This is a genomic window from Bradyrhizobium sp. 930_D9_N1_4 (assembly GCF_052076015.1).
Lineage (GTDB): Bacteria > Pseudomonadota > Alphaproteobacteria > Rhizobiales > Xanthobacteraceae > Bradyrhizobium.
The window spans coordinates 7,324,807-7,346,069 of sequence record NZ_CP197236.1; the positions used below are offsets into that span (position 1 = coordinate 7,324,807).

Here is a 21,263-nt window from a genome sequence, read left to right on the forward strand (position 1 = left end):
ATGGCAAAGCCAGGGAAGACGTCGAGCAAGACTCCCGCCAGGACCGTCGACGTCGCGGATTCCTACGCGGTGCGGCTGATGCAGCATTTGGTGGTGCCGACCTTCGTGATCGACCCCAGGCGCCGCGTCGTGATCTGGAACAGGGCCTGCGAGCGGCTGACCGGCGTCGCCGCCTCCGAGGTGATCGGCACCAATAAACACTGGCAGGCCTTCTATGAGACCAAGCGCCCGTGCCTCGCCGACCTCGTCGCGCTCGACCGGCCGGAACAACTGCCGGAGTTCTATTCGGAATATGCCGCGCGCGGCCATAACGGGCTCGGCTTCTCCGCGGAGAACTGGTGCGTGATGCCGAAGCTCGGCAGCCAGCTCTATCTCGCCATCGACGCCGGGCCGATCCACGACGAGGCCGGCCATCTGATCGCCGTGGTGGAGACGCTGCGCGACCTCACCGACCAGAAGCGCGCCGAGATGGCGTTGAAGGAGCTCGCGACCAAGGACGGCCTGACCGGCCTGTCGAACCGGCGCGCCTTCGACCAGATGCTGATGAGCGAATGGGCCCGCGCCCAGCGGACGCAGAAGCCGATGGCGCTGCTGTTCGTCGACGTCGATCATTTCAAGCTGTTCAACGACCGCCACGGCCACCAGAGCGGCGACGAATGCCTGCGCGCGGTCGCCGATGTCGTCAGCCGCCATGCCGTGCGCCCGCTCGATCTCGCCAGCCGTTACGGCGGCGAAGAGTTCGCGCTGATCCTGCCCGATATGGATTGTGACAGCGCCTGCGCCGTTGCCGAGGAGATCCGCACCGCCGTCATGGCCTTGAGGATTGCGCACGGCGCCGCTGGCGCCGGCGACCACGTCACCCTCAGCGTCGGCGTCGCCAGTCACATCCCCGCCGAGGCCGACGGCAATCCCGACCGGCTGCTGGGCGCGGCGGACGAGGCGCTTTATGCGGCAAAACGGCTCGGCCGCAACCGCATCATCTGCGCCGAACGCCTGCTCGCCGAATTCGCCGGCCTCGGCCGGGACAGCGCGCCGGTTCCTGGCCGCAGGGCCCGCAAATCGGCCTAGCCGGAGACGGCGGAAGCGGTTGCCCACCCCCCGCCAATCGGCTAAATGAACTTCGACTAGCACCCGTAGCTCAGCTGGATAGAGCGTTGCCCTCCGAAGGCAAAGGTCACACGTTCGAATCGTGTCGGGTGCGCCAGTCCACGATTTACTCGCTGCCGTACAGGCCGCCACGCAAGTCCCGCCGGCGGGGCAATTGATATCGATGCCGTGGAAGCGACATGAGCCGCAGATACCCTTATCCGCGCTTTCTACAGTTCAGACTGACACCCCGCGAGCAGCTTCGCTACATCATACGACGTCCGTGGCGGAGACTACGGGTATGGCGCGATCGTCTCTGGTATTCGAAGTTCGTTTGGCGATGGGTTGGCGGTCCCCTACGTGACCGGAAGCACGCGCCTTGGTCCTCCTATTCGCCGGAGACGATGGCGCCTGTTGCGACCGACCTGAACAGGAACGAGTGCCGGACACGACATGGCGCTGCGGTCGTCCACTGGAATCGCTTCGGAGAGGTCCTGCGCCCGATCCGTGCGCGGGATGCGCTACAACCCGATGGGTCGCGAGGCGACGTCCAGAACCGAATGGGTTGGTGGCGGCGCGAGGGCCGCGGCGAAAAGATCTGGATTATCGGAGACGTCGATATTCGCACAGGCGATGTCGTCTTCAGTGACGCCGCCTCGCAAGACCTGAACTACGAACCGCCTCTGGCCGATTCTTCCGACCGCCTCGAACGCGATCTCGCTTTACACCGTCCCTTCGTCGATGCGCTGGCGAACGGCAAGTTTGCGGCCGTTGCCCACGGCATGCTCTTGCACCTTGATTGGATGCGCATTGGTTCGCGCGAGATCGGCACGTTCGATAGCCTCCACCACATGATTGCATGCCTGCGCAACAAGGGGGAGGATTATCTCGACTACAAATTCGGCGATTACCCGGTCAAGCTGACCGACGCCGAGAGGATAGTGTATATCCAGCGGATGAGAGGGATCATGCGCTCTCTGGGCTGGCGTACCTATACAGCGGATGAGCTTAAGGCTTGGATGCGCGAGGACTTCCGCGCTCGGGTCAAACGCCGAATCGAGGCATGGCGACGGCTGGATGATTACGAAATGCGGCCGGCCGGCAGCCATGATGTCCTCGCCAAGACGCCATTCGTCGTGGATATGCCGCTGAACGAGGGCGACGAGGCCGAATGGCTCGACGCGTTAGGGCATGAGGAACGAATCGCGGTTTCCTCGCAATTTCCCCAACGACTAAAGGATCTCGCGAACAGCGGCCGCCTCACGGCGGATGAGTTCGAAGAGCTATCACAGCATCTCATATAGGCCGAGTCTTGGGGACCGACGGCGATATTACCATTTCGAGCGAGCCCTCACGTCAGCATCGCGACGATCGACTGAACCTGGTCGGAGGCCGACGTCACCAGAGCGTCGTACGACGTCTGGCCATGCGCAGCAGCCTTCAGGATACATTCTGCGACAGCCGCTTTCAGGCCAAACACCGACTGATGGGCCGGCACGCTTGCCATCACGGTCTCGAGGGCCTGGCGCATGGTCTGAATGAGTTCGGAGCTGTATTGCATGGGCTATCCTCTGCACGCCGATATAGGATCGCATGCCTAGGCTCGCCACTCACAAGCCTGAGATTGCTCTTTGATGAACTCTAAGCTGAACGCCTCAATTCAAACGCCAGATGGCCGCATTGAGCACGCCGGCAAAGGCGACCCAGGCTGCGTAGGGCACGAACAATGCTGCTGCCAGTTTGTCTCGTGATGTCTCGAGACTGATGTAGGTCACGATCGCGACGAACAGGCCAATGAGGATGACGAGTGCCGCCCCGATCCGGTGCATCGTGAACATCACCGGCGACCAGGAGAAGTTCAGCGCCAGTTGCACCGCCCAGACCAGCATCGCTTGACCCGCTGGTTCACGGCGAAAGGTCCGCCAGCCCGCTACCGCGATCATGATGTAGAGGATGGTCCACGCCACCGGGAACGCCCAGTTCGGCGGCACGAAGCCCGGCTTGGCGAGGCCGGCATACCAGTCTCCGGGGAGATTGGTCGCACCGATCAGCCAGCCGATGCCGACCACGGCGAGGACGAAGACCAACAACTGAACCATCCATCACCTCGCGCTTCGCTTTGCCCGATTGTATCATCTTGCCATGAGCGAATCCGTCACGGTGACCGGCGAAGCCCCGCCGGTGCGCAAGATCATCCATATCGACATGGATGCCTTCTATGCGTCGGTGGAACAGCGCGACAATCCGGAGCTGCGCGGAAAGCCGGTCGCGGTCGGGGGCTCCGCGGAACGCGGCGTCGTCGCGGCCGCCAGTTATGAGGCGCGCAAGTTCGGCGTTCGCTCGGCGATGCCGTCGGTGACGGCGAAGCGGCAATGTCCCGACCTGATCTTCGTCAAGCCACGCTTCGAGGTCTACAAGGCGATCTCCCGGCAGATCCGCGAGATCTTTGCCGCGCACACGCCCGTTATCGAACCGCTGTCGCTCGACGAGGCCTATCTCGACGTGACGGAAAATCTGCAAGGCATCCCGCTGGCGCGGGACGTCGCACTTCGGATCCGCGAGACAATCAAGGCCGAGACCGGGCTCAATGCGTCAGCCGGCATCTCCTACAACAAGTTTCTCGCAAAGCTGGCCTCTGATCATCGCAAGCCGAACGGCCAGTTCGTGATCTCGCCGGAGATGGGCCCTGCCTTCGTCGAGCCGCTGCCCGTCGGCAAGTTCCACGGGATCGGCCCGGCGACGGCTGCGAAGATGAACGCGCTCGGCCTGTTCACCGGCCTCGACATCCGCAACCAGACGCTGGCGTTCATGAACGCGAATTTCGGCAAGTCCGGCGCCTATTACTACTGGATCTCACGCGGCATCGATGAACGTCCGGTCCGGGCCAACCGGATTCGCAAATCCATCGGCGCCGAGACCACGTTCTCGACCGATCTTGCCGAATTCGATGCGCTGGCCGCCGAGCTCAAGCCACTCGTCGACAAGGTCTGGCGCCATTGCGAGACGACCGGCAACCGCGGCCGCACCGTCACGCTGAAGATCAAGTTCGCCGATTTCGAGATCATCACGCGCAGCAGATCCGTCCCGGCGGCGGTTACAGGCCGGGACGAGCTGGAGCGGCTGGCTTGCGGCCTGCTCGACATCGAGATGCCGCTGCCCAAGTCCGTCAGGCTGCTGGGGGTCTCGCTGTCCGCCCTCCAGGACGGCGACGATGCGGAGCCGCAGCTGACCTTCGGCATTTGAACCGGGCAGTGACAGTGGCAGGATTTTCCAACCCCGCCACCGATGCCAGTCGATCCGATCAATGCCTCACATGCTCGAACACCACGATGACGCCGGTCGGCTCGGGCTCGTGCGCCATCAGCCGCGTCAGCTCGGCATCGCTCCAGTCGGCGAGGCTGACGACTTCGCCGGTCTGGCGTTCGGCGGCGAGGGACGGCGTGGGTTCGAGGACTTTCAGGCCCGTCTCGTCGACGAAGAAGGTGTGCTCGCCGAACATGCTGTTGAGCTGCGGCATGGCCGGATGCTCGTCGGGCAGCACCTGGGCGCCGAGCTGGTTGACGGTCTGCTTCACCTGTTCGGTCGTGAGCTTCATGAGCTGCTCCGTTTCTGTGGTGTCGGGTTTCATTGCGTCGAGCCGGAGCGGGCGTTCCCTGCGCCTGTGTCGCCTGGCTCAAACTCCCGAACGGGTGCTGCGCACAAATGTTCCGGAAAAATGTATTTCGTGATCGCGCATGGCGACCGCCGCGCTCACGGCACGGGATCGCCACACGATGTCCACGATCCGCCTCTCGATCTGCTAGTCGGCGGCTTCGACGATCCTGATATCGCGATCGGCGCCGTCGCCGAGCAGATCGTGCGCGGCCTTGTAGGCCGGGCTCTCATACGCCGCCTTGGCGCTCGCGACGCTGTCGAACTCGATGAGAACGACGCGTTCCATCAGGCCGAGCTCAAACGTCGCAGCCGGCATCCCGCGCGCGATCACGCGGCCGCCGGCCGCTTCGATGGCCTGGCGCGACACCTTGGCGTAGGCCGCCATGGCGTCGGGGTTCTTGATCGCGCGGTAAGTGGCAACCCAATAGGCTTTGGCCATTGTTGTTCTCCTGGTTTTTCGTGACCTAATGATCGCTGCGATTCTCGCCGACCGACAGCGCGCAGATGCGTGACAGATATGTGTAGGACAGACCGGTCTCGTCAGCCCAAGCGTTGAACTGCGCCTGCACTTTTGCGAGATCGCCCTTCGACTTCACCTCTTCGGCGATGTCGAGGCCTGCATCGCGCAAGGCCGCGACGACATCCCTGGAGGTCACAAAACCGTCCCAGCCGACGAAGCGCAGCAGCATCTGGCCGGTATTGCCGCCGAGCCGGCTGCCGCGCTTGGCAAGGAGATCGAGCAGGCCGATCTGGTTGGACGGCGGCCATTTTGCCAGAAACTTGCCGAAGCTGCCGTGCTCTTTCGCGATTTCCTGCACGAAGGCGGCGTTGTCGCGCACCGACATGATCTTGGCGCCGTTGCGCACGATGCGCGCATCGCGCAACAGGCCCTCCCAATAGTCCTCGGGCTGGAAGCTGAGCTTGGCCGGTTGGAAGCGAAGAAAGGCCGCTTCAAAGCCGTCCCATTTCGAATCGATCACACTCCAGGCAAAGCCCGCGCAAAACACCCGCTTGCTCATCTCGGCGAGGATGCGGTCGTCGCCGAGTTTTGCGAGGCCCTTGAGGTCGGGCTTGTCGGGCATCAGCTTGTCGAGCGCCTTGGGCCCGCCCTTGCGCTTCTCGGCGCGGGCACGAATGGTTTTGAACGAGGTCATGCGGACACGCACGGTTGAGGGTGCGCCACGACATCAGAATTCGACGATCCGGTCCAGCCCCGATGATTGACGAGACAAAGCGGCCATGCTGGTCTGCTTCTTGCTTTATGACGATTTGGAATTCCCAGACATTTTCAAACGCAAACGGATTTTCGATGCGCTGCCTGGTCGTGGCCGATTTGCACTATTCGCTGCCGCAGCTCGACTGGCTGGTCAGTGCGGCGCCCCAGTTCGACCTGGTGATCTTCGCCGGCGACGCGCTCGACATCGGTTCGATGGTGGATTTTCGCGCGCAGATCGTGGTGGTGAAGAAATATCTCGCGCTGATCGCGGCGCAGACCCGCGTGATCCTCTGCTCGGGGAATCACGACCTCGACGAACGCAACGCGGACGGCGAAAAAATCTCGCGCTGGATCTCGGAGGTGCGGGAGCTTGGGATTGCCTGCGACGGCGACAGCCTCGCCGTCGGTGACACGCTGTTCACGGTGTGCCCATGGTGGGACGGGCCGCTGGTCAAAGAGCGCATCGTCGAGCAGTTGCGCAACGCAGCGACCGATCGCCCGAAGCGCTGGATCTGGGCACATCACGCGCCGCCGGCGAATTCGCCGACGAGCTGGGGCGGCAAGCGTTTCTTCGGCGATGTCGAGCTGGTGCAGTGGATCACGCAGTATCAGCCGTCGATGGTGATCTCGGGCCATGTGCATCAATCACCCTTCATCACCAACGGATCGTGGTTCGACCAGCTCGGCCAGACCTGGGTGTTCAACGCCGGCCTGCAACCGGGCCGGCCGCCGACGCATGTCGTGCTGGATCTCGATGCCAATAAGGCGTTCTGGCTCGCGGCGGGCGAGGCGCAGTGGATCGACCTCGATGCACCGCTCAAGCGGCCGGCCGCTTATATCGCGCAGCCGCCGGACTGGCTCACATCCTTGGGTCGGATTGCCGATCCGAGCCTGGCGAAACCTCGAGCGGCGGCAGGTTGATCATGCTCTGGAGCACCTCGCCGACCATAGCGAGATGGGTGCCGTGGCCGGCATATTGCCGCTTGAGATCGGCCAAATAGGTGTTGGCGACGTTGAGCCGTTGCGCCAGCGTGCGCGCGAGCAGCAGCGCCACCTCCGGCCGCTGGATGAGGAACGACGCCGCGTCCTCGAACTCATAGATGACCGAGTCCGAGCTGGCCCGCACCGTTGCGGTATGCGGCAGGGCGAGCAGCACGGACATCTCGCCGAACACGGCACCGGGTTCAGTGATGGTCGCGACCACCATGTCGCTCTTGAGCACCTCGAGCTTGCCGGCCACGAGCACATAGAGGTGGCCGCTGCTGGTGCCGCCCTCGGTGACGACCAGCGTGCCGGCGGCAATCTGTCGTTCCGTTCCGCCGGTGCAATGATCCAGAACTGCGCGCATCGCCAAAGCTCCCATCACTGGGGATACCCTCGCAATACTAGAGCACGATCCGTGCCACGCGGCAAATCGATGAACGTACGACTACCGCGACAGCCGCTTCGCGAGATGGATCGACTGCCAGTCGCCGAGACCGGTGTCCTCGAAGCCCGCCTTCTTCGCAAGACCGCGCATCTCGGCGTTGGCCCGCCCGGTCTCCGCTGCGATCATCTCGTGACCGAGATGGCTCGCGTGTCGCTCCATCGCATTCATCATCTTGAGGCCGACACCCTTGCGCTGGAAGACATCGGCGACGGAGATGGCGAAATCGCCGTGACGTGCGGCGGCATCATAGGCGTACCGCGTTTCGCCGATGATCCTGCTCTCCCCTTCCAGCATGAGTTCGGCAAGCAGAGTGAAGTGATCGGGAAGGCTGACCTTGGCGACGCACTCGGCTGCGACCACGGCGAAGTCCGCACGCGCGCCCATGAAGCGCTTGTTGCGCGCCGCGGTCGAAAGGCCCGTAAAATAGATCGAGAGGTTCTCAACGTCGGATGCATTGGCAGTGCGGATACAGACCGCACCATTCGCTTCATTCGGCTCGACAACGGCATCCAGGGATAGAGGCGACATGCGCGAGGCTCCCGGCAGGTTGCGTGGGACTGCAGACCTAGCCGAGGCCGCGCTCTTGTTGCTTGGACGTGGCCGCCAATCTTGCGGCCGGAAACGAACAGCGCGTTGTCCTGTGCCGTGCGTCACACACGGAAGAGTAAGCGCCGGACCGCGCTCATGCGGCCTCGCGCTTTCCGACGCGCCGCTCCGGCCGTGTCGCAATCATCGATTGCTCCTCGTTCTCCTGCGGCGTGCCCCAGAAGTCCCGCACCGTCGGCCCCCATCTCAGCCGCCGCGCGCGCAGGAATTCAAGGATCTCGTGCGGCCAGACCCTGCGGCCCATCTGCGTGTACCAGCGCATGGCGTGACGCAGGCCCGCATCGCGCTGGAACAGCACGCGCCAGATCGCCTTGGGGCGGGATTGCAACACCATCTCCGTGAACTTGAACCAGACCAGCACGCGCCATGGCGCCATGTAGCGCGTGGCGAGCACCTGATGCTTGTAATCCCAGCGGCGGCGATCGGGCTGGATCACGCGGCGGTCGGCGGCAAGCCGGAAATACGGCGTCCAGCGATGCGGCGTGACGTAGAGCAGCTGCACCTGATCGGGATCGTAGGCGAGCAGCTGTTTCAAGCCGCGCCAGTGATCGCGATCGGTTTCCTCTTCGAACCCGACGACCCAGGTCGCCATCGACAGGATGCCGTGCTGCCGCAGCAGGCGAATGGCCTCGCGGTCGGTCGCGGTCGTCGCGCCCTTGCGGATCAGCTCCAGTGTCTTCTCGTCGGTGTTCTCCAACCCGAGCAGGAAGCGCTGCCAGCCCGCTTTCTTGTAGAGATGCAGGATGTCGGCATCGCGCACGATGTCGTCGGCGCGGGTCGAGCCGACCAGGATGAGGTCGACGTTCTCGGCGATCAGCGCGTCGAGGAAGGCACGCCATGCCTTCTTCGACACGGTCGGATTTTCGTCGGCGAAGTTGATGACCTTGACGCCTTGCTCGCGGGAAAGGCGCGCCAGCTCGCGAGCGAAGCGGACGGGATCGCGGTGGCGCCAGCGCGTCCAGAACCCGCGCTGGCCGCAATAATTGCAGAGATGCGGGCAGCCGCGGGAGAACTGCACGACCACGGCGCGCAGGCCGCCCCAATAGCTGTAGCGCGCATGATCGATCAGCTCCCAACCGACGCGATAAGCATCGAGATCCCCGATGACCGGCGCCGGGGGCGTCGCGCGCGGACCTGTGGCGTCGCGGAACGCGATGCCGGCAACGCCGCCGAGATCGTGGCCGAATTCCAGCGCGCGCATCAGGCGCCGCGCGGTCTCCTCACCTTCGCCGCGCACGATGGCGCTGACATAGGGCTCGTCGCGCAGGATCTCGCGCCAGTGATAGGTCGGAAACACGCCACCATAGACGAGCAGCACACCCGGCATGACCTTGACCAGGGCCTGGGCGATTTCCGCGATGACAGGATGTCCGGAGGTCGAGCCGGAATGGCCGAACAGCACGGCATCCGGCGCGAAGCGACGCGCCTCATTGAGGATCTGCGCTGTCGGCATCGGGCCAAACTCGGCGTCGAGGAGTAGCACAGTGTGACCATCGTCGATCAGCGGGCCGCCGATCGCGAGCAGGCCGAGCGGCGGCAGATGATCGTCCGGGATCCGGCTGCCGATCGAGGGATGAGGTACGTTGACGAGAAGAACACGCATGGACTTTCGCTCCCGCTGTGATTGGCGTGATCGTCCGTCCCACTTCTATGAAGAAGCCCAATCCCCCGACTGAACTCAAGACATCGTCAATAACTGCTGCGGAGCTCCTTGCTCAGCCCCACTTCGACATCAGGCCCGGGAGAGTGAGGGCACCTCCTCCGGCATGATCGCCTGGAGCCCGCCAAAGCGACGCTCGCGGCCATGGAAGGAGTCCAGCGCCGTGGCGAGATCGCCTGCGTCGAATTCGGGCCACATCCGCTCGGTGAAATGCAGTTCGGCATAGGCGCCTTCCCACAGAAGAAAGTCCGACAGTCGTTTCTCGCCGGAGGTGCGGATGATGAGATCGACGTCGCGCAGGCCGGCTTCGCCGGTGACGAGCTGCGAGAACGCTTCGCGGGTGAGGCTGGTCAGCGCCGCCGCCTTGGCCGCGGCGTTGAGGATGGCGTCGCGCGCGGAATAATCGACGGCGATGCGCAAATGAAGCGTGCTGCCCTGGGCGGTGGCGTCCTCGGCACGCGAGATCGCATTGGCGATCCCGTCGGGCAGGCGATCGCGGCGGCCGATCACGGTGAGACGCACCCCGTTCTTCACGAGAGCCTGGACTTCGTTGGCGAGATAGAAGCGCAGCAGCGTCATCAGCGCGGCGACCTCGGCTTTCGGCCGCCGCCAATTGTCGGTGGAGAAAGCGTAGAGCGTCAGCGTGCCGATGCCCTGCTTCGGCGCGGCCTCGACGATGCGCCGGATGGTCTCGACGCCGGCCTCGTGGCCACGTAGGCGCGACAGCCCGCGCCGCGTCGCCCAGCGGCCGTTGCCGTCCATGATGATGCCGACGTGAAGCTTCTCGCTGCGAGCGGTCATATTACGAGAGGTCTTGTCACTTTGCATTGCAAAGTCTCCGGTCAAAAAAGGGGGATCAGGTTGAGATGATGCCGAGACGGCCGAGCGGCGGCGCCTCGCGGCCGGCGGCCTTGGCGGCATCGCGCACCAGCCGCTCGAGCACGGCGAGATAGTCGAGGAAGCGGCGGCGGCCGGCCTTGGTCAGGCGGCAGGTGGTATGCGGGCGGTTGCCCTCGTAACCCTTGGTCACCTCGACGAGGCCGGCTTCCTGGAGCACGCCGAGATGGCGGCTGAGATTGCCGTCGGTGAGGCCGCAGAGCTGCTTGAGATCGGCAAACGCCAGACCTTTGGGATGCGCCATCAGCGAGGTCAGAAGTCCGAGCCTCGCCTTCTCGTGGATCACGCGGTCAAGCCCTTCATAGGAGAAGGGCGCGCTGTCAGTCTTCGACATCATGGTCTCCGGACGCGAAATACAGAATGGCCGCCATCACCGACTGCCCGATCAAGAAAGGCAGTCCCATGGTCCATGGCGACAGCGTGTGGGTCCGGCTCGCGAGCACCACCACGGCGAAACCGGAGATGAAATACCAGGCGCCCGCGAGCGCCACGCTACGCGGCAGCGAGCGGACGGAAGCAAAGATGCCGAGCGACACCAGGATCTGCCACAGGCCCGGCAACAGCCACAGCGTCTCGCTCGCGAACTTCCACATCACCACCGCGAGCAGCACGCCGGCAACGCCGGCGGGCAGGAATTGCTCGACCGCCTGATGGATCATGGCATCGGCGAGACCTGAATGATGACGGCGCGAGCGCGCGCGCATCTCGATGCCGATCATCAGGCCGGAGAACACGGCGGCCATGAACCAGCCGAAGAAGAAGCCGAGCGGCTCGCCGGTGGGATCGCAGAGCAGCCAGAATTGCAGGATCGCGGTCACGAGCGCGATGACGCCGGTGGCAGCCATCGTCGCCGGGCCATAGCCGCGGAACGCCGTGCCCGCCGCAATCTGGCTGCGGATCGCCACGATGTCGGCCAGTGCCTTGTCGAGATCGCGCATTGGCAACGCCAAACCTCGCTCCGCCCAATTGTCGGGCTGCACAGCCCCTGAACTTTGTATTGCAAAGTATATAGGATCGCAAAGTAAAGGCAAGCTGCAATGTCGCCGCTCATGCGGCGACAACTGCCGGTTGCGCCACCCGTCCTCTGACGGATAAGATGGATGCAAAGGCGTTCCGGGGGGAAGCATGTGGCTTAGGTCATTGGTCGTTGCGTCGCTATTGCAAGTCGGCATCGCGGCAGGCGCGTATGCGAAGGGTCCGTTCGGCTCCGTCAATGTCGGCAACTGGATCGGCGGGGCGTTCACCAATGACGAGACCGGTGAGTTCTCCCATTGCGCCGCAACGTCGCCCTATGGCAACGGCGTCATCCTCGTCGTCGGTCAAAATGCGGGCGGCTCATGGATATTGAGCTTTGCGAGTCCCAGCTATCGCTTCACCAAGGGCGAGAACGCCGCGATCGACGTCATCTTTGACGGGCGGGAGCAAGCCAGGCTGTTTGCTACGGCCAATCAGACGAACATGCTCTCATCCATCATGCCTGCCAACGTCGTGCGCGCGTTTCAGAAGGCAAGCTTGATGGTCGCGACCAGCGGCCGCACCGTCCTGAATTTCGACCTGACCTCGACCGGGCCCGTGATCGCGGCGCTGGCAAATTGCGTCACGCGAGTCAAAGCTGACGGGCTAAGCAAGGCCGGCGACTTCGCCAAGATCGCCGCCAAGCCACAGCCCGGGCCGGACAAGCAGGCGCCACCCGCCAGCAGCAAGGCCGCCCGGGCCAAGAGCGGCACCGGTTTCGTGGTCAGCGCGAATGGTCACATCGTCACCAACAGTCATGTGATCAATGGCTGCGTCGGCGACATCAAGGGCAACCTCACCGGCGAGGCCGCGATGGTGTTGCGCGTCGTGTCGAGCGACGTCAACAACGACCTCGCCCTGTTGCAGGCGCCGTCGACGACGACATTCAAGGACTTCGCCCGCATCCGCGACCGTTCGATTCGCTCCGGCGATTCCGTCGTCGCGATCGGCTTCCCCTTTCACGGCCTGCTGACCTCGGACTTCACCGTGACGACCGGGATCGTGAGCTCGCTCAGCGGGATGCGCAACGATTCGCGTTTCCTGCAAATCAGTGCCCCCGTGCAGCCCGGCAATAGCGGCGGCCCCCTGTTCGACACGACCGGCCAGATCGTGGGCGTGGTCACCGGGAAGCTCGACGGATTGCGAGTCGCCGTCGCCACCGGCAGCATCCCCGAGAACATCAATTTCGCCATCAAGACGGGCGCGCTGCGCGATTTCCTCGACAATTCCGTGGTGCCCTACCAGACCTCCGAGCCGAAGAGCGAGCTCAAGACCACGGACATTGCCGGCAACGCGCGGCCGTACACGATGTTGATCTCGTGCAACGGGACGGAGCAGGCCGACGCGAAGCGGTAGTGGGGCGATATTAACCCCGTCATCCTGAGGCGCTCACACGCAGTGTGAGCCTCGAAGGATGAATCGGCCCGGATGTAGCCGGGCCGTCGCCCTTCGAGGGCCGCTGAAGGGAGCGGCCACCTCAGGGTGACGGTGATGCGTTTGATGTTCCCAACAACGAAATCGCGCAGCCAGCGGCGCTTAGTATGGCGCGACGGGCCGCGTACGACGGCGCGGCTGCGGTTGCGGCGGCGGTCCGTAGGCCATGCGAGGATTGCGATCGCAGAACAGCAGCCGCCCTGACACGCTGGCCTGGCACTGTTCGTAGGTGCTGTAGGCACATTCGCCGGGATAGTCGTATTCTCCGCCCTGGGCGCACCAGGGATAGTCGCGGGCCGCGGCGGGCGTGACGTTGGCGAAACCGGCGAGAACCATGACGGACAGCGCGGACAGCGCCATTTGCATCATGCGCATGATTCCAACTCCTCTTCTGGTCGCGCGAGATACGCGCCACATCATCATCAGGTTTCGCCGCGCCGTTTTATTCCAGATCAATGGAACGACATACGCAAGAAAAAAGCCCTGCCGAACGGCAGGGCTCCAATCCCGGTCATCACAAGATCGCTACTCGACCTTCAGGCCGGCGAACTCGACGACCTTCTTCCACTTCTCGGTCTCGGCCTTGATCTCCTCGCCGAATGCTTCCGGCGTCTGCACGCGAGGCTCGCCGCCGAGCTCGACCAGCCGCTTGGTCATGTCGGGCTCCTTCATCAGCGTGTTGATCTCGCTGTTGAGCTTGGCGATGATCTCCTTCGGCGTGTTCTTCGGCGCGCCCATGCCGAACAGCGCGCTGGCCTCATAGCCCTTCACGGTGTCGGCGATCGGCTGCACGTCGGGCAGTTGCGGCGAGCGCTCGGTGGTGGTGACCCCGATCGCGCGCAGCGAGCCGGAGCGGATGTGCTGGATGATCGAGGGCATATTGTCGAAGATCACCTGCACCTGGCCACCGAGCATGTCGGTGATCGCAGGCGCCGCACCGCGATAGGGCACGTGCTGCATCTTGCAGCCGGTCAATGCCATGAACATCTCGCCGGAGAGATGCACCGACGTGCCGTTGCCGGAGGAGGCCATGTTCACCTTGCCGGGATTGGCCTTCACATATTCGATGAACTCGGCGACGTTCTTGGCCGGCACGTCCTTGTTGACGGTCATCACGTTCGGCACACGCTGGAACGAGGCGACCGGCGCGATATCGCGCACGAAGTTGAACTTGAGATTGGTGTAGAGCGAGGCGTTGATGTAGTTGGCCGGATTGACCAGCTGCAGCGTGTAGCCGTCGGGCTCGGCGTTGACGACGGATTCGGTGCCGATATTGTTGCCGGCGCCCGGCTTGTTCTCGATCACGAATTGCTGGCCGAGCTTTTCCGACAGGCGCTGGCCGATCAGCCGCGCCAGAATATCGGTGGCGCCGCCCGGCGGGTAGCCGACCACCCATTTCACGGGCCGGGCCGGATAGTCGGCGGCAAAGGCTTTCGACAGTGGGCTGGCTGCAAGAGGCGTGGCGGCGAGCAGGCCCAGCGCGGAACGGCGAGTGATCATCTCAAGGGTTCTCCCAGTGTTGTTCTTGAAGGGCCGATGTTCTTGAAGGCCGGATAACTTGAAAGTGGCGTCGGCGCGGTTGTAACAAAGCTTACGGAGCGCGGAAAGTGCGTGCAGCGCATCACGACGAAAGGATAAGGCATGCCGGTCAAGGTCGAAGCCCTCGATCATCTCGTGATCAACGTCACCGACGTCGCAGCGACCGCCGAGTGGTACCGCAAGATTCTCGGCATGGAAGTCAAGGTATTCGACCCCGGCGGCGGCAAAGCGCCGCGGACTTCTCTCCAGTTCGGTAACCAGAAGATCAACGTCCGGCCGCGCGATGCCGACAAGGTGGAATGGTTCACCGCGGACCAGGCGACCGCGGGCAGCGAGGATCTGTGCTTCCTTACCTCCGCCGCGCCCGACGAGGTGGTGGCGCATTTAAGGGCACATGGCGTCGCCATCGAGGAAGGCCCGGTTCCCAAGCAGGGCGCCCGCGGCACGCTGCGCTCGGTCTATTGCCGCGATCCGGACGGCAGCCTGATCGAGATTTCGTCGTACGGGGATTGAGGCCGGCAGGGCCACACCGCCCGCCCCAAACACCGTCATTGCGAGCGCAGCGAAGCAATCCAGACTGTCCCCGCGGAGGGATTCTGGATTGCTTCGCTGCGCCCGCAATGACGGCGGAGGGAGCAGGAAGACGCAATCATCGAAAAGCAGCAGCCAGCAAGATGCTGGCTGCACGGGAGGAGCCATGCCTAGTCACCGCACCACATCCGGAATTGTCGGCCCGTTCGACGGGCTCGACGTGCCATGGCTCCTGAAGATGCGCGCAGAGGTGCGCCGTGATCATCCGTTCCTGATCTGGGCGCCGTTCGACGCGCCGGCGCGGCGCTGGAGCTATGGCGAGTTTCACGAACGGGTCGGCGCGCTCGCGGCGGGGCTGGCGAGGCGCGGCGTCAAGCCCGGCGAATATGTACTCATTCATCTCGACAATTGCATCGAGACGCTGCTGGCCTGGTTTGCCTGCGTCGAGTGTGGGGCCATCGCGGTCACCACCAACACGCGCTCGGCGCCGGCGGAGATCGAATATTTCGCCGATCATTGCGCCGCGGTCGCCGCGATCACGCAGCCGGCCTATGCCGAGATCGTCGCGCAGAACTGCCGCAACATTCGCTGGATGGCGGTGACCTCGCACGATGCGGGCGTGGCTCCCGCGCAAGCCGTCGCGCGCGGTGACCGCTTTGAATCCCTGTTCGCCGACAGCGCCGACCGTCCCAGGCGCGCAACCGATCCGCTTGCGCCATGCAGCGTGCAATACACGTCGGGCACGACGTCGCGGCCGAAGGCTGTGCTCTGGACCCACGCCAACGCGCTGTGGGGCGCCAAGATCAACGCCGCGCATGAGGACCTGCACGCCGGCGACGTGCACCAGACCTACCTGCCGCTGTTCCACACCAATGCACTGGCCTATTCGATGCTGGCGACGCTGTGGGTCGGCGGCTCCTGTGTGATCCAGCCGCGCTTCTCCGCCAGCCGGTTCTGGGGCGTCGCGCGCGAGCATGGCTCGACCTGGACCTCGACCATCCCGTTCTGCATGAAGGCGCTGCTCGAGCAGGAGATCCCGAAGGACCACAAATTCCGGCTGTGGGGCACCGCCATCAACGAGCCGCCGGCATTTGCCGCGTTCGGCGTCAAGATGATCGGCTGGTGGGGCATGACCGAGACCATCACCCACGGCATCATCGGCGAGATCGACCAGCCCAACATTCCGATGTCGATCGGTCGCTCCGCCCCCGAATACGAGATTCGCATCACCGACGATGACGGGCGGCCGACCGAGGTCGGCGACACCGGCAATCTCGCGATCAAGGGCATCCCCGGCCTGTCGCTGTTCGCCGAATATCTGCACAATGAAACGGCGACGCGCGAGAGCTTCGACGCGCACGGCTTCTTCCTCACCGGCGACCGCGTCGAGCGTCTGACAAACGGCTTCATCAAGTTCGGCGACCGCGCCAAGGACATGCTCAAGGTCGGCGGCGAGAACGTCGCGGCCTCCGAGATCGAGCAGGTGATCGCGGTGGTCCCCGGCGTGCGCGAGGCCGCGGTCGTCGCGAAGAAACATCCGATGCTGGACGAGGTGCCGGTCGTCTTCATCATCCCGCATGGCGGCGTCGCGGGAGCCGCGCCCGATCTCCACGACAGCGTGATGGCCGCCTGCCGCAAGGGGCTCGCCGACTTCAAGGTGCCGCGCGAGATCAGGCTCGTCGACGACATGCCGCGCTCGACGCTGGAGAAGGTGGCGAAGGCGGAGTTAAGGAAGATGGTGGGGTAGCGGCGCCAAATCACGAGCTGCCGTAGGGTGGGCAAAGCGAAGCGTGCCCACCTTCTGGATATGATCGGAGAAAGCTCGTGGGCACGGCGCGCTGCGCCTTTGCCCACCCTACGGCAGCGGAGAATGCTGCGTCAGAACGACCCGAGCGCCACCGGGCGGAACGCCTGCAACAGTTGCTGGTCGAGCTTGCCGCCCATGCCTTCCATCATCGTGAACGCGCGCGAATGCGTGAACGGCATGCGGTAGGCGCGCTTCTCGACGAGAGCGGCATAGATGTCGACGATCGTCGTGAGGCGCACGATGTCGCTGATCTGGTTCGACGACAGGCCGTTCGGATAGCCGGAGCCGTCGAGGAATTCGTGGTGATGCAGCACGACATCCAGCATCTCCGGCGGGAAGCCGCCCTGGGCTGCGAGCGCGTCATAGCCGCGGCGCGGATGCTGGCGGACCTCGGCCATCTCCTCGTCGGTGAGCTTGCCGGGCTTGTCGAGCAGCACCGAGGGAACGAAGGCCTTGCCGACATCGTGCAGCAGCGCGGCGCGGGTCAGGCGGCGCTGGTCGTCCTCGCGCATGCCGAGATGCTGCGCGAAGGACACGGCAAAGCCGGTGACGAACAGGCAGTGACGATAGCTGCCGACATGATGGCAGCCCACCGTCGTCAGCCATTCGCGCAGCGAGGAATGCTTGATCGCCTTCAGGATCTTGTTCTCGGCGGCGATGACGTCGTCGAAGGTCAGGGGTACGCCGAGCGGCAGCTTCTCGAACATCTTCTTGAGCACGGCATGCGCCGCCTCGACGCCGCGGTTGAGCGTCTTGCCGCGATCGGTCGCGTCATAGGTGGCCGTGTCGGGGAATGCGGCGCGGATGCGCTGGAGGATGTCTTCGGGCTGGAGCGGCCGCGAGATGGTGTCGGTGGCGCCCAGCGCCCAGGCCTGCATGGTGCCGTGATGCAGGGCGTCCGCGAGCACGAACAGCCGCGGCATGGCGCGATATCCCTCGCCGCGCAGCTTGTTGCGCACGCGCTGCACGCTCTCGGGCGCGCGCAGATTGATGTCGACGACGAGGCCGGACAGATCGCGCGAGGGCTGCTCGGGAATCTCCTGCGTCGACACCGTCGAGACGTCGCCGACCGCCTTCAGGATGCTGGCAAGCTCGGTGCTCGCGTCGCTCCGGTCGGAGGCGAGCAAGAGCCGGCGTTTAGCGGATTTGGCTGGCGCGTTCATGGCTTCCCCAAAAGCACGGGATTGGATTTGGCGTCAGCCTAAGCCGGATCAGGTTCTCCGGCCCTTAAGAGGCGTGCTCAATGGATGCTTTGGGAATTGCACGCAATTTTAGGGAATTGGGTTCCGACGCAGGAACAACAAAAGAGCGAAAACAACCCCATGCACAGTAGGGATGTCATTGATAATGAAAGAGGATTTTTGGCCCTTCTCTCACCGCGCCCCGCTGTCGTCGCCCGGCTTGACCGGGCCAGCCAGTACGCCGGGACGGCGCGGATCGAACGAGAGGCCGCGGCGTACTGGATGCCCCGCTTTCGCGGGGCATGACACCGGGATCGTGGTGGCGGCTCCCAAAACAAATCCGCCGGAAGCACCCCTCCGGCGGATTGTCTCTAGCAGCCTTCGACCAGCCCTACGCCTTCATCGCCCCCTTCACGGCCTCGGCCGTGATCGGCAGCGACCGGACGCGGGCGCCACTGGCGTTGAAGATGGCGTTGCCGATCGCGGGGGCGACGACCGTCACGGCGGGCTCACCAACGCCGGTGGCCTTGTCGCCATTGGCGATCACGGCGATTGCGACCTCCGGCACCTGGCTCATGCGCAGCGGCGTGTAGCTGTCGAAATTGGTCTGCTCGATGCCACCGTCCTTCAGCGTCGCCTTCTCGTACATCGCCAGCGACAGGCCCCACAGCGCCGCACCCTCGACCTGGGCGCGGATGTTGTCGGGATGCACCTGGGTGCCGACGTCGGTTGCGACCGTGAGCTTCTTCACGGTCACCTCGCCCGATGCGGCCACCGCGACATGGGCGACACAGGCCGTCCAGCTCGCGGTTGCACGCTCCTGCGAGGAGACGCAGGCGACGCCCATGCCCTCGCCTTTCGGCAATTGACGGGTGCCGTAGCCGGACAGCCCCATTGCGGCCAGCAGCGTGTTGCGTAAGCGCTGCGCGCCGCCGTCGTTCTTGCCCTTGCCGTCGAGCAGCGCGATGCGGAACTGCGCGGGGTCTTTCCCGGCCGCAATCGCGACCTCGTCGATCATGCTTTCGATCGCCCAGAACGTCCAACCCGGCGCCACCGAGCGAAGCTGCCCAGACGGCGTGGCGTTGTGCGCCATCTCGTTCTTGATCGCGCGCACATGGTGGTTCGGCACGGTGTAGAAGAAGTCCGCGCCGTTGACCGTGAAGGCGTCGAGCGGCCCCTTCTTGTCGACCGAGGGCGACAGGAAGTCCGGGATGCCCCAGCGCGCAGTGGGCCAGGCCGACACGACGTCGTGGCTGAGCGCTGTGAGCTTGCCGTCGCCGTCCACGCCGGCTTTCACTTTCTGGTAGGTGAGCGGACGCGAGAAATCCATCGTCATGTCGTTCTCGCGCGTGTAGATCACCTTCACCGGCTTGCCGATCGCCTTCGCCGCCTGCACCGCGGGGATCATCATGTCGGCATCGAGCCTGCGGCCGAAACCGCCGCCCAGCCACATCTGATGCATCACCACGAATTTCGGATCGATCCCGGCGGCACCTGCCGCGATCGCACCGGAGCGCGTCGCGAACTGGTTGCCGGAATAGATGTGCAGGATGTCGCCCTTGAACTCCGCGGTGGCGTTCATCGGCTCCATCGGCGCGTGGATGTTGATGCTGGTGGTGTACTCCGCCTCCACCACCTTGGCCGCCGTGCCGAACGCCGCATTGGGATCGCCGTCCTTGACGAAGAACTGGCCGGAATCCTCCAGCTTCTGAAGCCGCATGGCTTCATCGAGCAGCGATTGGCTCGACAGTTTCGCGTTCGGACCGCCGTCATAGGCGATCTTCAAGGCCGCCGCCGCCTTCTTGGCATTGGCATAGGTGCTGGCGACCGCGACAACCCAGCCGGACGTCGTCTGGGTCTTGTCGTCGAGGGTGACGGCCTTGATGAAGCCCGGCACCTTCTTCGCGGCCGAATCGTCGACCGATTTCACCGTGGCGCCGAAGCGCACCGGCGGCGTCACCACCGCGCCATAGGCCATGCCCGGCAGCATCACGTCGATGCCGTATTTGGCCGTGCCGTTGGTCTTGGAGGGAATGTCGAGCTGCGGCACCGATACGCCGATCATGGTGTACTGATCGGGCGCCTTCAGCTTGATCGCCTTGAGCTCATCAGGCGTAAAGGTTTTCGTCGCCTTGCCGCTTTTTACGACTTCAGCAAACGACATCTGCTTCTTCGACTTCGGGTGCGAGATCATGGAATCGCGCACCACGAGCTCACCCGCCGGCACGCCCATGGAGGCCGCCGCACCTTCGGTCAACGCCATGCGCCCGGCCGCACCGGCCCTGCTCATCGCATCGAAGTTCATCATGGTCGACCAGCTGCCGCCCGTGATCTGCGCACCCAGCACGGGGTCGTTGAACTTCGGATCGTTGGAAGCGAGTGCGACGCGCATGTCGCTCCACTTCGCACCCAGTTCTTCGGCCACGATCTGCGCCATGGTGGAAGCAATGTGCTGCCCCATATCGGCCTTGCCGCAGGTCACGGTGACGAGACCATCGGGCGCGATCGCATACCAGACGCTCGGCTCGAAATTCGCAGGCGCGGCGAGCGCCTCACCGATGCCGGGCACGCCGGCATAGCCGAGCACGAGCCCGGTCGCGGCGGTGCCGACGAGGAAGGAGCGGCGGCTGAGATCAGTGGTCTCAGGCGTGATGTTCTTCACGTGCTCGTTCATGTGGGCCTCCGTTCGTTGCCGGAGGCGGATGCGGTGCGCATCTCGGTGGCGGCACGCATGATCGCCTTCTGGATCCGCGAATAGGTCATGCAACGGCAGAGATTGCCGTCCATGTGCGCCACGACCTCGTCCTTGGTCGGATTGGGATTCTTCGCCAGCAGCGAAGCCGCCTGCATGATCTGCCCGGACTGGCAGTAGCCGCATTGCGGAACCTGCTCGGCGATCCACGCCTTCTGCAACGGATGATCGCCCTTGGGGGCGAGGCCTTCGATGGTGGTGATCTTCTTGCCGGCGACCTCACTGAGCATGGTCTGGCACGAGCGCACGGCTTCGCCGTTGACGTGCACGGTGCAGGCGCCGCACAGCCCGGCACCGCAGCCGAATTTCGTGCCGGTCATCTGCAATTGTTCGCGGATAGCCCAAAGGAGCGGCGTGTCGTTTGCCGCATCCACGGGCATGCTCCGCCCGTTGATGGTGAGCGTTGGCATAGGCGTCTTCCCCTGCCGGTGCATGAAGCCGCTTACGGCGGCAACAC

At 64.3% G+C, this 21,263-nt stretch carries 23 protein-coding genes and 1 tRNA gene; 8 read left to right on the forward strand and 16 right to left on the reverse strand.

From position 1 onward, the window contains the following. The 3 genes from AB7532_RS34685 to AB7532_RS34695 all read left to right on the forward strand — a co-directional run bounded on the left by AB7532_RS34685 (window position 1) and on the right by AB7532_RS34695 (window position 2,390). On the forward strand, window positions 1-1,068 hold the full coding sequence (locus AB7532_RS34685) for a sensor domain-containing diguanylate cyclase (RefSeq protein WP_441239132.1): 1,068 nt from the start codon (window positions 1-3) through the stop codon (window positions 1,066-1,068). Between the two features lie 59 nt (window positions 1,069-1,127). Then, window positions 1,128-1,204 (forward strand) — tRNA-Arg (locus AB7532_RS34690). A 286-nt stretch (window positions 1,205-1,490) separates the two neighbouring features. Continuing rightward, the gene (locus AB7532_RS34695) at window positions 1,491-2,390 is read left to right on the forward strand and encodes a hypothetical protein (protein WP_441239133.1); all 900 of its coding nucleotides are present in this window, start codon (window positions 1,491-1,493) and stop codon (window positions 2,388-2,390) included. Window positions 2,391-2,437: 47 nt separating this feature from the next. Here AB7532_RS34695 and AB7532_RS34700 read toward each other — a convergent pair whose 3' ends face one another. Both AB7532_RS34700 and AB7532_RS34705 read right to left on the reverse strand, forming a co-directional pair. Then, a complete protein-coding gene (locus tag AB7532_RS34700) occupies window positions 2,438-2,647 on the reverse strand; it encodes a hypothetical protein (protein WP_441239134.1) in 210 nt (69 codons plus the stop codon). Between the two features lie 94 nt (window positions 2,648-2,741). After that, window positions 2,742-3,185: a TspO/MBR family protein gene (locus tag AB7532_RS34705; RefSeq protein ID WP_441239135.1), complete on the reverse strand. Its 444-nt coding sequence runs from the start codon at window positions 3,183-3,185 to the stop codon at window positions 2,742-2,744. Window positions 3,186-3,228: 43 nt separating this feature from the next. Here AB7532_RS34705 and dinB point away from each other — a divergent pair, with 43 nt between their 5' ends. Further along, entirely contained in the window at window positions 3,229-4,329 is a 1,101-nt protein-coding gene (gene dinB / locus AB7532_RS34710) for a DNA polymerase IV (protein WP_441239136.1), read from the forward strand. 58 nt (window positions 4,330-4,387) lie between these two features. Here dinB and AB7532_RS34715 read toward each other — a convergent pair whose 3' ends face one another. From AB7532_RS34715 to AB7532_RS34725, 3 genes are all read right to left on the reverse strand, one after another. Continuing rightward, window positions 4,388-4,681, reverse strand: a complete 294-nt coding sequence (locus tag AB7532_RS34715) for a hypothetical protein (RefSeq protein WP_441239137.1) — start codon at window positions 4,679-4,681, stop codon at window positions 4,388-4,390. Between the two features lie 204 nt (window positions 4,682-4,885). After that, window positions 4,886-5,179: a DUF1330 domain-containing protein gene (locus AB7532_RS34720; protein ID WP_441239138.1), complete on the reverse strand. Its 294-nt coding sequence runs from the start codon at window positions 5,177-5,179 to the stop codon at window positions 4,886-4,888. Window positions 5,180-5,204: 25 nt separating this feature from the next. Then, the gene (locus tag AB7532_RS34725; RefSeq protein ID WP_441239139.1) at window positions 5,205-5,894 is read right to left on the reverse strand and encodes a DNA-3-methyladenine glycosylase I; all 690 of its coding nucleotides are present in this window, start codon (window positions 5,892-5,894) and stop codon (window positions 5,205-5,207) included. Between the two features lie 155 nt (window positions 5,895-6,049). Between AB7532_RS34725 and AB7532_RS34730 the strand changes: the two genes are divergently transcribed. Next, window positions 6,050-6,877, forward strand: coding sequence for a metallophosphoesterase family protein (locus tag AB7532_RS34730; protein ID WP_441239140.1), 828 nt, complete (start codon window positions 6,050-6,052; stop codon window positions 6,875-6,877). Here AB7532_RS34730 and AB7532_RS34735 read toward each other — a convergent pair. From AB7532_RS34735 to AB7532_RS34760, 6 genes are all read right to left on the reverse strand, one after another. Further along, on the reverse strand, window positions 6,816-7,304 hold the full coding sequence (locus AB7532_RS34735; protein ID WP_441239141.1) for a Crp/Fnr family transcriptional regulator: 489 nt from the start codon (window positions 7,302-7,304) through the stop codon (window positions 6,816-6,818). The genes AB7532_RS34730 and AB7532_RS34735 overlap by 62 nt on opposite strands. An 81-nt stretch (window positions 7,305-7,385) precedes the next feature. Next, a complete protein-coding gene (locus AB7532_RS34740; protein ID WP_441239142.1) occupies window positions 7,386-7,913 on the reverse strand; it encodes an N-acetyltransferase family protein in 528 nt (175 codons plus the stop codon). 154 nt (window positions 7,914-8,067) lie between these two features. After that, window positions 8,068-9,594, reverse strand: a complete 1,527-nt coding sequence (gene bchE / locus AB7532_RS34745; protein ID WP_441239143.1) for a magnesium-protoporphyrin IX monomethyl ester anaerobic oxidative cyclase — start codon at window positions 9,592-9,594, stop codon at window positions 8,068-8,070. A gap of 129 nt (window positions 9,595-9,723) precedes the next feature. Continuing rightward, window positions 9,724-10,479 (reverse strand): di-trans,poly-cis-decaprenylcistransferase, encoded by a 756-nt coding sequence (locus AB7532_RS34750; protein ID WP_441239144.1) that lies wholly within the window; start codon window positions 10,477-10,479, stop codon window positions 9,724-9,726. 28 nt (window positions 10,480-10,507) lie between these two features. Further along, the gene (locus AB7532_RS34755; RefSeq protein WP_441239422.1) at window positions 10,508-10,882 is read right to left on the reverse strand and encodes a transcriptional regulator; all 375 of its coding nucleotides are present in this window, start codon (window positions 10,880-10,882) and stop codon (window positions 10,508-10,510) included. Next, window positions 10,869-11,486, reverse strand: coding sequence for a hypothetical protein (locus AB7532_RS34760; RefSeq protein ID WP_441239145.1), 618 nt, complete (start codon window positions 11,484-11,486; stop codon window positions 10,869-10,871). The genes AB7532_RS34755 and AB7532_RS34760 overlap by 14 nt, the downstream gene beginning before the upstream one ends. A 187-nt stretch (window positions 11,487-11,673) precedes the next feature. On the opposite strand from AB7532_RS34760, the gene AB7532_RS34765 reads away from it, so the two are divergent. Continuing rightward, window positions 11,674-12,918 carry a S1C family serine protease gene (locus tag AB7532_RS34765; protein ID WP_441239146.1) on the forward strand — a complete coding sequence of 415 codons (1,245 nt, stop codon included), beginning with the start codon at window positions 11,674-11,676 and terminating at the stop codon, window positions 12,916-12,918. A gap of 180 nt (window positions 12,919-13,098) precedes the next feature. Here the strand turns inward: AB7532_RS34765 and AB7532_RS34770 are convergent, their stop codons facing one another. Continuing rightward, window positions 13,099-13,371 carry a DUF3551 domain-containing protein gene (locus tag AB7532_RS34770; protein ID WP_441239147.1) on the reverse strand — a complete coding sequence of 91 codons (273 nt, stop codon included), beginning with the start codon at window positions 13,369-13,371 and terminating at the stop codon, window positions 13,099-13,101. Between the two features lie 150 nt (window positions 13,372-13,521). Next, window positions 13,522-14,496: a Bug family tripartite tricarboxylate transporter substrate binding protein gene (locus AB7532_RS34775; RefSeq protein ID WP_441239148.1), complete on the reverse strand. Its 975-nt coding sequence runs from the start codon at window positions 14,494-14,496 to the stop codon at window positions 13,522-13,524. A 141-nt stretch (window positions 14,497-14,637) separates the two neighbouring features. On the opposite strand from AB7532_RS34775, the gene AB7532_RS34780 reads away from it, so the two are divergent. Together AB7532_RS34780 and AB7532_RS34785 are read left to right on the forward strand one after the other, a co-directional pair. After that, on the forward strand, window positions 14,638-15,048 hold the full coding sequence (locus AB7532_RS34780; protein ID WP_441239149.1) for a VOC family protein: 411 nt from the start codon (window positions 14,638-14,640) through the stop codon (window positions 15,046-15,048). A gap of 184 nt (window positions 15,049-15,232) precedes the next feature. Beyond that, on the forward strand, window positions 15,233-16,813 hold the full coding sequence (locus AB7532_RS34785) for an AMP-binding protein (protein WP_441239150.1): 1,581 nt from the start codon (window positions 15,233-15,235) through the stop codon (window positions 16,811-16,813). A gap of 131 nt (window positions 16,814-16,944) precedes the next feature. On the opposite strand, the gene AB7532_RS34790 is transcribed toward AB7532_RS34785, so the two are convergent. The 3 genes from AB7532_RS34790 to AB7532_RS34800 form a co-directional block, all read right to left on the reverse strand. Further along, window positions 16,945-18,036, reverse strand: a complete 1,092-nt coding sequence (locus tag AB7532_RS34790; RefSeq protein ID WP_441239151.1) for an HD domain-containing phosphohydrolase — start codon at window positions 18,034-18,036, stop codon at window positions 16,945-16,947. 409 nt (window positions 18,037-18,445) lie between these two features. After that, a complete protein-coding gene (locus AB7532_RS34795) occupies window positions 18,446-20,728 on the reverse strand; it encodes a molybdopterin cofactor-binding domain-containing protein (RefSeq protein ID WP_441239152.1) in 2,283 nt (760 codons plus the stop codon). Further along, the gene (locus AB7532_RS34800; protein WP_441239153.1) at window positions 20,725-21,216 is read right to left on the reverse strand and encodes a (2Fe-2S)-binding protein; all 492 of its coding nucleotides are present in this window, start codon (window positions 21,214-21,216) and stop codon (window positions 20,725-20,727) included. The genes AB7532_RS34795 and AB7532_RS34800 overlap by 4 nt, the downstream gene beginning before the upstream one ends. Window positions 21,217-21,263 lie beyond the last annotated feature (47 nt).